This window comes from Halosolutus amylolyticus (assembly GCF_023566055.1).
Lineage (GTDB): Archaea > Halobacteriota > Halobacteria > Halobacteriales > Natrialbaceae > Halosolutus > Halosolutus amylolyticus.
In genome coordinates this window covers 14,508-28,611 of record NZ_JALIQP010000008.1, presented here as the reverse complement: position 1 = coordinate 28,611, position 14,104 = coordinate 14,508, and the positions used below count along the sequence as shown (strand labels likewise).

10 protein-coding genes are annotated in these 14,104 nt (G+C 65.5%); 4 read left to right on the top strand and 6 right to left on the bottom strand.

The genetic code is table 11. From position 1 onward, the window contains the following. Positions 1-547: 547 nt before the first annotated feature. Both MUN73_RS21600 and MUN73_RS21595 read right to left on the bottom strand, forming a co-directional pair. The gene (locus MUN73_RS21600; protein ID WP_250142584.1) at positions 548-1,030 is read right to left on the bottom strand and encodes a DUF7970 domain-containing protein; all 483 of its coding nucleotides are present in this window, start codon (positions 1,028-1,030) and stop codon (positions 548-550) included. Beyond that, positions 1,023-1,850, bottom strand: a complete 828-nt coding sequence (locus MUN73_RS21595; RefSeq protein WP_250142583.1) for a ParA family protein — start codon at positions 1,848-1,850, stop codon at positions 1,023-1,025. The genes MUN73_RS21600 and MUN73_RS21595 overlap by 8 nt, the downstream gene beginning before the upstream one ends. A 1,232-nt stretch (positions 1,851-3,082) precedes the next feature. On the opposite strand from MUN73_RS21595, the gene MUN73_RS21590 reads away from it, so the two are divergent. Beyond that, positions 3,083-4,756: an ATP-binding protein gene (locus MUN73_RS21590; protein WP_250142582.1), complete on the top strand. Its 1,674-nt coding sequence runs from the start codon at positions 3,083-3,085 to the stop codon at positions 4,754-4,756. 87 nt (positions 4,757-4,843) lie between these two features. On the opposite strand, the gene MUN73_RS21585 is transcribed toward MUN73_RS21590, so the two are convergent. After that, positions 4,844-5,962, bottom strand: a complete 1,119-nt coding sequence (locus MUN73_RS21585) for a DegT/DnrJ/EryC1/StrS family aminotransferase (RefSeq protein ID WP_250142581.1) — start codon at positions 5,960-5,962, stop codon at positions 4,844-4,846. Positions 5,963-6,268: 306 nt separating this feature from the next. Between MUN73_RS21585 and MUN73_RS21580 the strand changes: the two genes are divergently transcribed. Further along, the gene (locus MUN73_RS21580) at positions 6,269-7,894 is read left to right on the top strand and encodes an alkaline phosphatase family protein (RefSeq protein WP_250142580.1); all 1,626 of its coding nucleotides are present in this window, start codon (positions 6,269-6,271) and stop codon (positions 7,892-7,894) included. A gap of 2 nt (positions 7,895-7,896) precedes the next feature. Further along, positions 7,897-8,907, top strand: a complete 1,011-nt coding sequence (locus MUN73_RS21575; RefSeq protein ID WP_250142579.1) for a lipid II:glycine glycyltransferase FemX — start codon at positions 7,897-7,899, stop codon at positions 8,905-8,907. A 61-nt stretch (positions 8,908-8,968) separates the two neighbouring features. Here the strand turns inward: MUN73_RS21575 and MUN73_RS21570 are convergent, their stop codons facing one another. Then, entirely contained in the window at positions 8,969-9,229 is a 261-nt protein-coding gene (locus MUN73_RS21570; protein WP_250142578.1) for a MarR family transcriptional regulator, read from the bottom strand. Positions 9,230-10,102: 873 nt separating this feature from the next. Beyond that, entirely contained in the window at positions 10,103-10,312 is a 210-nt protein-coding gene (locus tag MUN73_RS21565) for a DUF7563 family protein (protein WP_250142577.1), read from the bottom strand. A gap of 286 nt (positions 10,313-10,598) precedes the next feature. Here MUN73_RS21565 and glmU point away from each other — a divergent pair, with 286 nt between their 5' ends. Beyond that, positions 10,599-11,780 (top strand): bifunctional sugar-1-phosphate nucleotidylyltransferase/acetyltransferase, encoded by a 1,182-nt coding sequence (gene glmU, locus MUN73_RS21560; RefSeq protein WP_250142576.1) that lies wholly within the window; start codon positions 10,599-10,601, stop codon positions 11,778-11,780. A 486-nt stretch (positions 11,781-12,266) separates the two neighbouring features. Here glmU and glmS read toward each other — a convergent pair whose 3' ends face one another. Next, entirely contained in the window at positions 12,267-14,081 is a 1,815-nt protein-coding gene (gene glmS, locus MUN73_RS21555; protein WP_250142575.1) for a glutamine--fructose-6-phosphate transaminase (isomerizing), read from the bottom strand. Positions 14,082-14,104: the final 23 nt, after the last annotated feature.

The following is a 14,104-nucleotide window of genomic DNA, read 5'->3' as shown; positions in this document are numbered from 1 at the left end:
CGACGGCCGGACCCGATACTGAGTCCGGCCGGTCCCGCTACGTCGGCTGGACCGGGATTCGTCGGGAGCGACCGACGATCCACCACACAGGCGGCAACCGACAGTAGACATCGGGGAGACCCACACCACGTGAGGCGCTCGCACCGGACTCGCAGCACACTCCTTGCACACGCGTCGAGACGTGTCCAAAAACAGTGTCGCCGTCCGGCCGGGCGCGAGATTACGCGGCGTGGACGGCGGCGGATCCGACCGGCCCCGTCGTACCGGAGCGGGCGAGATCCCGTCCACGACCACCGATCGCGAACCCAGCGCGATTCGGGCTGGACGCGAGGACGCGCTTCCCGGCGAGCGTGAGTGCCGGAACGCGAGTCGATGGAAGAGTCGGGATCATCGGTCGGAACGTATCGTATACATCCGGCGTCGATGACATAATTGTTACCGAGGTGTGTTCACAGGGACCAAGACACCGGAACGACCGGGGCCGCCGGTCGATCGCGCAGTGAACGCTCGCCAGATCTCTCGAGAACCGATCACGATCCAGCGACGGCTACTCGTCTCGAGCCGCCAGAATCTCGTCGATCAGGCCGTCCGTATCGGCGGCGGCGAGTCGGAAGGCCGCGTCGTAGAACTCCCGACCCGTCAGGTCCCGCACGTCGTGCTGGGTTCGCAACTGGGCGTCGACCAGCGCGCGGGCGTCCTCGAGTTCGTCGAGCGTCCCGGGGCGAACGTAGACCGTCTTCTTCGTCGTCTCGTCGAACGCGAACGCAGTCGGATCCCCGTCGGACGCATCGGACGCGGAATCGGACCCACCGTCATCGCCGTCCCGATCGTCACCGGTCCCGGTCTCCAGGACGGTCTCGGCATCGGTCGTCGCGTCCGTCTCCGGTGCCGATGCGTCCGACCCGGTCCCCGGTTCGTCGATTTCGTCGTCCACCCCCGTCTCGTTCTCGGCCTCGCCGTCCGCCGGACTCGTCTCGCCGTCCTCCCCGACCGCCTCGCTCAGGCCCGCGAACCGGTTGTCGTCAGGCATCGTCGACACCTCCACGCTCGACGATCGCGGCCAGTTCGTCGAGTCGTTCGAGCATGTCGCTGTCCGGATCGTACTCCGCGAGCGGGACGCCCTCGCGCCACGCCCGGCGGAACGCGATCCGTTCGCGCAGGCCCGGGCCAGGCGAATCCGGATCGTCGAAGTGAGCCGATCGACCGAACTCGGGGAGATACTCCCCGAACTGCGACGCTTCGAGGTCGCCGATGATCCGCTTTTCCTCGTTGTCGCCCGACAGCGAGTTCGGGACGATCGCGAGGATGTCGAGGTCGATCTCCTTGCGGATCGGGCCGATCTGCTGGGTGTACATCCGTTCGAAGCCGCTCACGCTGGGTTCGCTCATCCGCAGCGGGACGATGACGTTCTGGGTCGAGATCAGCGAGGCGTCCGCGAGCGGTCCCAGGTTCGGCGGAGAGTCGACGACCACGTAGTCGTAGGTGTCGCCGAGCACCGGGTCGACGATCTCGTTTCTGATCCAGAGTTCGCCGAAGGTCGCGCTCCGGATGCTGTTCTCGACGCTATCTAAGTCCTCGTGGGCCGGCAGAACGTCGAACGCGTCCGTCGATCGGACCACGTCCCCGAGGGTCACGTCGGAGCCGTCCTCGAGGACGTCGCCGATGTGGACCTCGCCCGTGTAGGCGTCGCTCAGGCCGACGCCCTCCGTGGCGTTGCCCTGCTGGTCGAGATCGACCAACAACACGTCGTTCGATCGGTTGGCGAGCCGTTCCGCGAGGTTGATCGCGAGGGTCGTCTTGCCAACGCCGCCCTTCTGCAGGGCGACGCTGACGGCGCGTGGGTCTGTCACGTTGAATCACCTCCGCCGCGTCCACCGTCGAGACTGCGTCCACCGTGCTCGTCGTGTAAAAAGTCGACACTGTGTAGACCGTGCGAACAGTTTCCGAGGTACAGGTGTTGTGCACGGCGTCCACGGCGTGGACCGGGCCCGATTCGCGAGCCACCCGTGCGGCCCGGACCGTCGTCCCCGTGTGAACCATCTACACTGTGTAAACGCTGTACACTGTAGATACTGTGTACACCGTGTTGAATCCCAGAAGCGCGATCGCGATCGGAACCGGCCGCGACGCCACCATGCCGCACCCCACTGAAACGTCGAGACTGTCTAAACCTCCTAAGCCTCCTAAACCGTCTAAACAGTTCACAATGTTCGAACGTGTTAGGAAGTGCAAGCGGTCGAGACCGCCTGCTCCGCGTGGACAGTTCGAACAGTCTTCTGGATCCCAGCCGTCGGGACCGTTGACACGGTGTGCACATTCTCCTGGATCGGCTGTCAGCTCGATCGGTCGGACGCGACGACTGACACGTCTACGATACCCATGAGATAACTTAACAGTAGCGGAAACTTTCTACACCTCCTACATCGTTCAAACAGTATAGACGGTGTACACATTCTACACCGTCCACACAACCCCCCAGTGATGCCATGAAACGGGCGTATTCGACCGGCGATCGAGAATGGCACTGTGCCTACGGTTCAAGCGTCGTACACCATATAGACAGTTTACACCGTGTACACCGTGTAGGATTCCTGCACTGGGAACGCATCGTAGACCGTTCGACACCGAACCCGGGTCGCGACGATCGGCCGGGACGGAGGTAACGATCGGACCGTATACACTGTTCAGACAGTGTATACGTTTTACACAGTTCGGGCCGCAACGAGGGAGCAAGGAATCGTGTGTTCGGATGACGACCACACGTGGCGGATCGGATGAAACGTGTCTACAGTTCACACTGTGTGAACATCGCAGACTGTGAACACGGTGTATAAACGTCATCGCGGGCCGTCAGGAGTCGGCGTCGAACGGCGATGAAGAACTCGAGGCGACGGAAACGTTCTACACAGTGTGTACGGTGTAGAAAGTGCAAACCGTGAAGGACTGGTTTCCCGGGTCGAAAGGCGATCGACGGGCGCGATATCGGAACGATCGGAGGGAAATCGGGGCCAATATTCAAGGTCACGTGATGGGACTGTATGGATAACATGAACAAGTCGCGCCCAACCGGGGTGGGTGATCGGTGAGCGAGCAGCGGGAGATTCACGTCGGCGAGAGCGCCGACGGCACCGACCTGCACCTGCCCGTCGTCGAGATCCTGACCGGTCGCGGGTTCGTCACCGGGAAATCGGGGTCGGGAAAGTCGAACACGGCCTCCGTCCTGGCCGAGGAGTTGCTCGACGCGGGCTTTCCCCTGCTGATCGTCGACACCGACGGCGAGTACTACGGGCTCAAGGAGGAGTACGAGATGCTCCACGCTGGAGCCGACGAGGAGTGTGACATCCAGATCGGGCCGGAACACGCCGAACAGATGGCCAGCCTCGCGCTCGAGGAGAACGTCCCGGTCATCCTCGACGTCTCCGGCTACCTCGACGAGGAGGTGGCCGACGAACTCCTCCGGAAGATCGCCCGCCAGCTGTTCGTCAAGGAGAAGAAGCTGAAGAAGCCGTTCCTGCTGATCGTCGAGGAGGTCCACGAGTACATCCCGGAAGGGGGTGGCGTCGGCGAAACGGGCAAACTCCTGATCAAGATCAGCAAGCGCGGCCGGAAACACGGCCTCGGAATCCTGGGGATCAGCCAGCGGCCGGCGGACGTCAAGAAGGACTTCATCACGCAAGCGAACTGGCTCGTCTGGCACCGGCTGACCTGGGACAACGACACGAAAGTCGTCGGCCGAATCATCGACACCGAGTACTCGGAGGTCGTCTCGGACCTGAACGACGGTCAGGCGTTCGTCCAGACCGACTGGACCGAACTCGACGTCCGGAAGGTGCAGTTCCGCCGCAAGCGAACCTTCGACGCCGGGGCGACGCCGGGGCTCGACGACTTCGAACGGCCCGAACTGAAGTCCGTCTCCGACGCCCTCGTCGGCGACCTCCAGGACATCTCGGAGCGCAAGGAGCGGGAGGAAAACCGGATCGTCGAACTGGAGAACGAACTCGAGAAGAAAGAAAAACGCATCGAGACCCTCGAGGACGAACTCGAATCCGCGCGGGACGTCTCGAGTGCGGCCAAGCAGATGGCCGACGCGCTGACCCGGCCCGAAACCGTCCAGACCCACCTCCCGAACACCGACGAGGATCGGCGGCGACTCCACGAGGAACTGGCCGAACTCGAGGCGGAGCGCGACGACCTGGCGGCCGAGCGGGACGCACTCGAAGACGAACTCGCCGATCGGGCCGACCGGATCGACGACCTCGAAGCGGAGGTCGATCGACTGCGCGCCGAGAACGATCGGCTCCGGAACCGACTCGAGGACGCGAGGAGTGACGCCGGCGGCGACTCCGAACGCGATACGGCCGAGGACGGGATCGTCCAGGCTGCCGGCGACGATCACGAGTTCGGTTACACGAGCGAGGCGGAACTGGGGCCGGACGGTGAGATCCTCGTCGCCGACGCCGGATCGGACGGTCCCGACGAATTCGGGCTGACGTGGCTCGACGAGCGGATCACGCGCGCGTGCGAGAATTCGCAGTGTTCGGAACCGACCGCACGAGAGGTCGTGACCGAACTCGCCCGATCGGGATCGCTCCAGTCGGAAGCGGTCGCACGGACCGTCGGGCGGTCGCCGGTCGCCGTCCAGAGTCTCCTCTCGGAACTGCGTACCGAGTCCGTCCTCGACCGGCCCGCAGAACGAACGTACACGCTGAGCGAGACGACCCGATCGAAACTGCGGGCGGCGATCGCCGGGGACTGAGATGGTCTGCTGTAACTGTATTCCCGAGCGACCGGAGCATGCCTCGGGTCGCTCCGGGAACGACGTACAGCAGTCCGTACGAGACCGTCACGATTCGGGGAGGCGCTTCCCCACCGCCTCGATCGTCGTCGGGTCGAGGCCCTGGTGAACCGGGAGGACGACGACCTCCCGGGCCAGTCGCTGTGCGGTCTCGTACTGGGGATCCCCCACGACTGGGGGCGAGAGACGCGGCCACGTCTTCGGGTTCGAGACGCCACAGCGATCGAGTGTCTCCCGGAATCGTCCGGGATCCGACGCCCTGACGGGATACACCTGTGGACAGATTCCCGGTGGGAGCGACTCGTACAGGGGGTCGACGTCGTCGTACGGATCGAGGACCCGATGCCACGCACGATAGTTCTCACGGCGGGCGCGGCGGATGGCCTGCAGATCCGCGTCGGCGATCACGCACGCCGAGAGCTTCGACATGGGGGCTTTGCCCGCTTCGTATCGCTCCCGCGGGCCGGGAACGGACGGCCGAACCCGGTCGGGGACGATCGCGTCGATCACCTCCCGAAATCGACCGTCGCGATCGAGCACCTCCGAGACGAGCGACGTGAGGACGTACCGGACGTCGGCCGCGGTCAGCCGATCGCGAACGCCGGCACAGTGGGAGGGCGTGTAGACCTCGGCGACGTCGTCGTCGTTGCAGTAGAGCACCGCGCCGTCGGGGATCGGCAACAGCTTCCACAGACTCGTGACGCCGAGGTGGCCCCGCGTCCCGAGGAGGGTCCCATCGTCGACGCTTATCGGGCCGTGCGCGTTGTCGTCGACGTGGTAGCAGTCGTACTCCTCGACGAGCGCCCTGAACTCCCCGAGCCCCGGCATGGGAAACCCGAAGTAGTTGACCGACACGACAGCGGCCGTCCGGTGGTCGATCCTGGACTCGAGATCCGCAAGGTCCGGTGCGAGAGTCTCCTCGACGGCGTAGTACCGCGACACGAGGCCGAGATCGTGGAGCGGTTCGACGACCGCGTCCGGAAGGTAGGCCGGAACGAGGACGGTGTCCCCCGACTCGACGAGCGCGGCGAGGCCGTCCCGGAGCGCGACCTTGCCGGATCCGTAGAACGTGGCCTCGCGTGCGTGCCGGTCGAGCATCCCCTCGATGCCGGCCGGCGACCGATCGATCGTGGCCCCCTCGAACAGGGGCGGCGAGTTGCGGATCATCCTGTCGAACGGCCGGCCGATGAGTACGACGGTACCGTCACGACGTTGTCAGTTGCCAGCAGGGGGATTAGTGATGCACAGAGTACACGACGCCCGACGGCGACAGGCAGAGCCTACAGTAGCCACCGACAGCCAGCGCACACCCGATCGTACAGCCGTCGTGCGATCGGTGTGTGAACGGTTTCGGTGGCTACTGTAGCCGCGGCACGCTCGCGGATCCGCTCGTCGACGGCGAGCACGAAGCGGCGGCATACAGCCGCGCAAAGCGGTTGCATAACAAAGCCCGAACGGACGCACCACCAGCCCATGGAACGTGCGACGGACGACGACGGCGTTCGGCTCCTCGTGATCGGGCTGGACGCCGGCTGTCGACCGGTCCTCGAGCCGCTGTTCGAGTCGGGGGTGATGCCGACCGTCAGGCGACTGTTCGACGGGGGAACGAGCGGCCCGCTCGAATCGGGGATTCCGCCGTGGACGGCGAGCGCGTGGCCGTCGCTGTACACGGGGAAGAACCCCGGGAAACACGGTGTTTACGACTTTCTCTCGTTCGACGGCTACGACTGGGACGTCGTCAATTCGACCTACGTCAGGGAACGGACGATCTGGGAACTGCTGAGCGATCACGGACGGACGAGCGTCGTCGTCAACCTCCCGGTCACCCACCCAGCGCGCGAGTTCGACGGCGCACTGATTCCCGGACTGACGGCACCCGAGGAGCCGGTCTGTCACCCCGAGGGCATCCTCGCGGACGTCGAGCAAGCCTGCGGCGAGTACCGGATCTACCCCCAGAGCGGCCCGGAACCCGATCGATCGGTCGAGGGATACGAGCGAACGATCGCGGGTCGGGGAGCGGCGTTCAGGTACCTCTGCGACCGGTTCGATCCCGAGTTCGGTTTCCTCCAGTTCCAGCTCACGGATTCGGTCTTCCACGAACGCCCCGGCGACAGGCGGGCGATCGAAGCGGTCTACGCCGCGGTCGATCGACAGATCGCCGAGACGATGGCGGAGATCGATCCCGAAAACGTCCTCGTCGTCAGCGATCACGGCATGGGGAAAGTCGAGGGCCACGAGTTCCGGGTCAACGAGTTCCTCCGCGAACAGGGGTACGTCAGCGCCCGGAGCGGCGGCGAGGGCATGCCCAACTGGACGACAGCCTGGGAGAACGACCTCCTGAAGGGCGAGGACGCGAGCGACCGCGATCCGGGGCCCCTCCAGCGAGCGATGAACGCCGCCGCGACGGTCGGACTCACGACACAGCGGGTCGCCGCCGCACTGGACCTGGTCGGCCTGAAGGAACCGATCGGCAGTCGCGTTCCGAACGACGCGATCAGGGCTGCGAGCGAACAGGTCGACTTCCGTCACTCGCGCGCGTACGTCCGATCGAAAAGTGAACTCGGCGTTCGGATCAACCTCGAGGGTCGAGAACCGAACGGGCAGGTCCACCGGGAAGAGTACGACCGGGTTCGAGACGAACTCGTCGAGGAGTTGTCGGCCGTCGAGACGCCCGACGGCGAGCCGATGTTCGAAACCGTCGCGCCGAGAGAGACCGTCTTCGATGGGCCCCACGTCGAGGCCGCCCCGGACATCGTGACGGTGCCGACGGCGTTCGACAACGCGATCGCCGCCGACCTCGGAACGGGAACGTTCGGCGAACCGATGGAGCCGTGGAATCACAAGCTGACCGGCGTGATCGCCGCCGTCGGACCGGCGTTTGACGAGTCCGCCTCGCTCACCGACGCGTCGATCTTCGACGTCGCGCCGACGATCTGTTCGGTCTTCGACGTCCCCGTCGACGCCGCGATGGACGGCCGCCCGTTACCGATCGTCGACGGGAGCGCGATACGGGAGTACCGGGCCTACGACGGGGACGCGATCGCGGCTACGGACGACGCAACCGTCGAGGACCGGCTGTCGGATCTCGGGTACCTGTAACGATGAGTGTCGAGGTGACAGTCCTCGATCCGCGGGACGACGCGGAGGCGTGGAACCGGTACGTGGAGCGATCGGACGGGACGAACCCGTTCTGTCGGGCCGAGGCGCTCCGGTTGCAGGCCGAGGACACCGGGACGACGCCGCACCTCCTGGCCGGGTTCAAGGGCCACGAGCCAGTCGGGCTCTTTCCGGTCTTCGAGTACTCGAAGGGACCGGTCACCGGGGCGTTCTCCCCCGCACCGCGGTCGTGGTCGTGCTACCTGGGTCCGTCGGTCCTCAACGTCGCCACACTCAAACGGCGGACGGCCGATCGGCGGATCCGGGGGTTCATCGACGGCTGTCTCGAGTGGATCGACGACGAGATCGCGCCGCTGTACACCAGGATCGTGGCCGCCGAGTTCGACGACGTGCGCCCGTTCGTCTGGAACGAGTACGACGTCGAACCGGAGTACACCTACGTCGTCGACCTCGAGGGCTCCGCGGCGGACCTGCTCGATCGGTTCAGCAGCGACGCCCGGAGTAACGTCCGCAACGCAGACGAAGACGCCTACACGATTCAGGAGGGCACCGCCGACGACGTCGAGCGGATCGTCGAACAGGTCCGGCGGCGCTACGAGAACCAGGGCCGATCGTTCCATCTGGGAACCGGGTTCGCCCGGTCGATGTACGAGACCCTTCCCGACGGCGCGATCCGACCGTACGTCTGTCGCGTCGACGGCGATTTTCTGGGCGGCATCCTCGTCGTCGAATCCGATCGAACGCGCTACCGGTGGCAAGGCGGCGTCAAGCCGGACGCGGACGTCGACCTGGCCGTCAACGACCTGCTGGACTGGCACGTCATGCGCGACGGGCTCCGATCGGGGATCGAACGGTACGACCTCGTCGGGGCCGGCGTCCCGAGCATCAACCGGTACAAGGCGAAGTTCAACCCGCGACTCGAGACGAACTACACCATCACGGCCGGGTCGTTCGGAGTCGACCTCGTGATCGATACGTATCGCAAACGTCAGTGAGCGCGGACACCGCCCGTCCCAACCGAGAACCGTGGTCTCGGGACTGCGTCCGACGGGACGCTCACTCCTCGATCCAGTACGTGGACTTCCGGGCGTCGTTCAGACAGACCCGACTGGCGACGAGGTCCGCCCCCTCGAGTTTCCCGAGCGCGTAGCGAACCGTCCGGGCGCACAGTCGTGACTCCCGTGCGATCTCGTCCTGTGTCAGCTGTCCCTCGTACTCGAGGACCTTGTAGACGAGTTTCGAACTGGGTGGAAGTTCGCCGATCGAGGGGGCCGGTGTGTCTCCCTCGAGGTCGGACTCGTGTTCGGACGTGCTCATCGTTGCCCCGATCGGCCACCGTGATCGTCTCGCGTCGGAGTCGATCGGGACGATTCGCGTCGCGACTGCGATCGTGCCCGACCCGTGGCGGGACCCGAGGTCGAGCGGAGGGATGCTGGCGAAGCCATGTGTACGCAATCGTGGGTGAGTGAGACGGTTATACGATGACGAACGTTCAAAAATATAGGTCGTGACTAATCGCCACGTGAACGTTCACCACTATTGCGGACGATCGTCCCACCGGAATAACGGGAACAAAATACCCTCCCGCGAGACGAAACCGTCCCGTACGCGCCTTCGCTGGACCCGCCCCGGCGTCCCGGTAGGCACTCCGTAGTATCGCGAGTGAGTGCGAGAACGGGCACACCGGTCCGGACGAGCGTGATCCGGACGCCAGTCGGAGCGGCTGTCACCGCCGAACTCGCACTCGCGCAGGTCGCAGTCGCCTCCGATGGGGCCGCGTGGTGGGACGAGACGCTCGCGCCAGCGGTCGACTGCTCACCGAGGCGCTCACGGTAAACCGTCACCAGCGGGAGCCATCGACGTCGGTCGGTCCCCAGCCAATACGACGTCGGCGACTCGAACCGGATGCGGCCGCCACCGATCCGTGCGGGGGACACGCAACCGCACGCAGGGTGACGGGACGAGAACGGGCGGTGGACGCCGCCGAGACGTCCGTCGGCGAGGCAACCGGTTCCTGTCGGGGTCGACCGAGGTCGCGACGGGCGATGGGGACGGACACGCCGTCATTCCGATTCCCTGAATATGGATTCCCCGTCGCTACACCGCAACCCAGTTCTAACCCGACCAGCAGTCGATCCGGCCGAACGCGCAGTCGGCCGGGCCACCGATCCGGGAGTCGTCGATCCGCGACTAGCGACGTTCTTTCGGGATGAAGTCGGAGGTCTTCATCTCGCGGTAGGTCGCACACTCGGGACAGGCGTGGACCACGTCGCGGTTGTCTCCGAACACGCGGGCGAACTGACGGGTGACCTGGTGACCACAGTTGACACAGCGGGGGGCGCTCGTTTGCTGACCGGACGTCATCGGCGTCCACTTGGCGTCGGTTGGTTCAGTCGACATCACCAACGCGTAGCCACAGAACGGTATTTAATATAGACCGCATAACTCGCGACGAGTACCGTAGTGGAACGTTTCAACCCGAATTAACCGCCAAACGACACAGTTCAGAGATCGGCAGTGTTACGGTTCACATCGCGAGAAATCCATCGTTTATAGACAGTAACACGCAGTTTAATGTCCGTCAGCGGGCGGATTCGAGCCACTCGCCCGAGCGAACGAGATCCGGACCGACGGTCGGTGAGTAGTGGCTGTATAGTAATCCCCTCGATCGCCGTCAGCAATCGCCATGCAAGCCGTCGTTCTCGCAGCCGGTCAGGGAACCCGGATTCGACCGCTCTCCGAATCGATGCCGAAACCGATGTTGCCCGTCGCGGACAGGCCGCTCGTGGCCCACACGGTCGACGCAGCGATCGACGCCGGGGCGGACGAGATCGTCCTGGTCGTCGGCTACGAGGGGGAGACGGTCCGGGACTACTTCGGGACGGAGTACCGCGGCGTCCCGGTCACCTACGCCGAACAGCACGAGCAGGCCGGCACGGCCGACGCAGTCGAAACCGCGAGCGATCGCCTCGACGGCCCGTTCGCGGTCCTGAACGGGGACAACCTCTACGATCCGGCCGCGATCGAACGGCTGTTCGACGCCTGTCCGGCAGTCTGTGCCGTCGAAGTGCCGGACCCCAGCAACTACGGCGTCCTCAGCACTGCCGACGGCACCGTCACGGACATCGTCGAGAAACCGGCGGATCCCCCGACGAACCTCGCGAACGCCGGGGCGTACGCGTTCCCGGAACGGGCGGCCGAGTGGCTCGACGTGCCCGCGAGCGAACGGGGCGAACACGAGATCACGGACGTCCTCGCGACCGTCGTCGGCCGGTTCGCCGTCACGCCGATCACCCTCGATCGGTGGCTCGACGTCGGTCGACCGTGGGAACTGCTGGAGGCCAACGAGTGGAAACTCGCCGACCTGGACCGACGAATCGACGGCGAGGTGAGCGACGCGGCCCACCTGGAGGGGAACGTGGTGGTCGAGTCCGGAGCCACGATCGAACCGGGCGTCCTCGTCGAGGGTCCGGCCCTGATCAGATCGGGCGCGTCCGTCGGGCCGAACGCCTACGTTCGGGGCGCGACGCTGATCGATCGGAACGCGTCGGTCGGCAACGGCGTCGAGGTGAAAAACAGCGTCCTCTCCCCGGGAGCCGCCGTCAACCACCTCTCGTACGTGGGTGACAGCGTCCTCGGACGGGACGTGAACTTCGGTGCGGGGACGACCGTCGCGAACCTCCGACACGACGACGGGGACGTCCGGTTTACCGTCAAAGGCGACCGCGTCTCGACGGACCGACGGAAGTTCGGGGTCGTCGCGGGCGACGGCGTCAAGACCGGGATCAACACCAGCCTCACGCCCGGTCTGAAACTCTCGACCGGCGCGACGACCCATCCCGGCGAAGTCGTCGACCGCGATCGCTGACGAGCGACGGGCGACGCTCCGGCGCCGTCCCGCTCGAACGACCGATCGATCGGCCGACTCGTCTCGACCGGTGTCAGATCGCGTGACTCGGGTGGATTCGCATTCGGTCCGTGAAACTTGTAGACGAGGCCGTAGTTATCAGGTGTGGGATTTATAAGACCGGGAATAGCTAGTCCAACTGGAGGGAATCGATCGGTACCACACGTTGTTCGATCGCCACTGCCCCTCCAGGTACGATTCCGACGTCGTTCGAGTGCGAATCGTCACCGAGGTCGTGTGGACCCGGGACTATGGGGGTGGTCCCGTGGTCCTTCGACCTCGATGATTCGTACTCGATCGAGGTTCCGGGATGCTATTGATTACCGGTGAGCGACGTCGATACCCGGCAACGAGTCCGGTATCCGACGCGACCGACACGAAACCGTGCCGGTCCGAAAACGAACCGGGCGTCGATCGGGAACAGAAGCGCCCCGCCACCCGTCGAGCCTACTCGACGGTGACGCTCTTCGCGAGGTTCCGCGGCTTGTCGATCGGCCGATCGAGGAGGTCCGCCGCGTGGTACGACAGGAGCTGGAGCTGGACGTTCGCGAGCAGTCCCGCGAGGTCCGCATCCGTCTCGGGAATCCGGAGGTGGTCGTCGGCGACCGCGACCGCCCGGTGGTCCTCGGGGCAGACCGCGACGACCGGCGCACCGCGAGTCTGGGCCTCCTCGGCGTTCTTCAGCGTCTTCTCGTCTTCCTCCCCGGTGAAGATCGCGAAGACCGGCGTCTCCGGGGTCACGAGCGCGAGCGGCCCGTGTTTGAGTTCGCCCGACGCAAACCCTTCGGCGTGCTCGTAGGTGATCTCCTTGAACTTCAGCGCCCCCTCGAGGGCGACCGGGAAGCCCAGCCCTCGGCCGATGAAGAAGTACGACTCGCTGTCTGCGTACCGCCTCGCGACCCGATCGGCCGTCGAGGCTTCGAGTATCGCGTCGATTCGGTCGGGCATGGCGGCGAGTTCCGGCAGGAGCGAGTCGAGATCGGCGTGGGGCTCACCGCGGACGTCGTCGGCCAGTCGCTGGGCGAGCAAGAGCAACATGACGGCCTGGGACGAGAACGTCTTGGTCGCGGCGACGCCGATCTCCGGCCCCGCGCGGATGAAGAGTGCGTCGTCGGCCTCGCGTGCGGCGGTCGACCCGACCACGTTGGTGAGCGTGAGCGTCCTGGCACCGCTGGCGCGAGCCTGCCGGAGGGCGTTCAGTGTGTCCGCCGTCTCGCCGCTCTGGGAGACCGCGATGACCAGCGTGTCGTCGTCGACCGGCGGTGCCGACACGCTGTACTCGTTCGCCAGCAGCGCTGTCGCACGAATGCCGGCCGCGTTCAGGGCGAGCGAGCCGTACAGTGCAGCGTGGTAGGACGTGCCACAGGCAACCAGCTGGACGCTCTCGATCCCCTCGAACGTCCCGGGTTCGAAGTCCTCGAGGGCGATCCGGCCGGAGCCGTGATCGATCCGGCCCTCGATCGCCTGGGCCAGCGCGGTCGGCTGTTCGTGGATCTCCTTGTGCATGAAGTGATCGTACTCGCCCTTGCCAGCCTGTTCCGGGTCCCACTCGACGGTCTCCGGGTTGCGGGAGACGGGGTTTCCCTCGAGGTCGGTGAACTCGACCCCGTCCTCGTCGACGATCACGACGTCGCCGTCCTCGAGATAGACGACGGTCTCGGTGTACTCGAGGAACGCGGGGACGTCGCTGGCGAGGAAGTATTCGCCGTCCTCCATGCCGACGACCAGCGGTGAGCCCTGCCGCGCGGCGTAGAGGACGTGTTCGCCGGAGAACATGGCAGTGACGGCGTAACTCCCCTCGAGGTCGTCGATCGCCCGCCGGAACGCGGTTTCGTTCGGAAAGCCCTCGTCGAGGTAGTACTGGACGAGGTGCGGGATGACCTCGGTGTCGGTGTCGCTGGTGAACGCGTGGCCTCGATCGCGGAGCCAGGACTTCAGTTCGGCGTAGTTCTCGATGATCCCGTTGTGGACGACCGCCACGTCCTCGGTCCCGTCGGTGTGGGGATGGGCGTTCTCGTCCGTCGGCGGGCCGTGGGTGCTCCAACGCGTGTGGCCGATACCCACCTCCCCCTCGAGCGGGCGGTCGTCGATCGACGCCTTGAGTTCCTCGACCTTTCCGGAGCGTTTCTGGACGGCGATACCCGATCCGTTCTGGACGGCGACGCCGGCAGAATCGTAGCCACGGTACTCGAGGTTCTCGAGTCCCGTCAGGAGCGTCTCGATCGCGTCACCGGATCCCACCCGGCCGATAATTCCACACATCGGAACTACCTCCCGCCCACCGT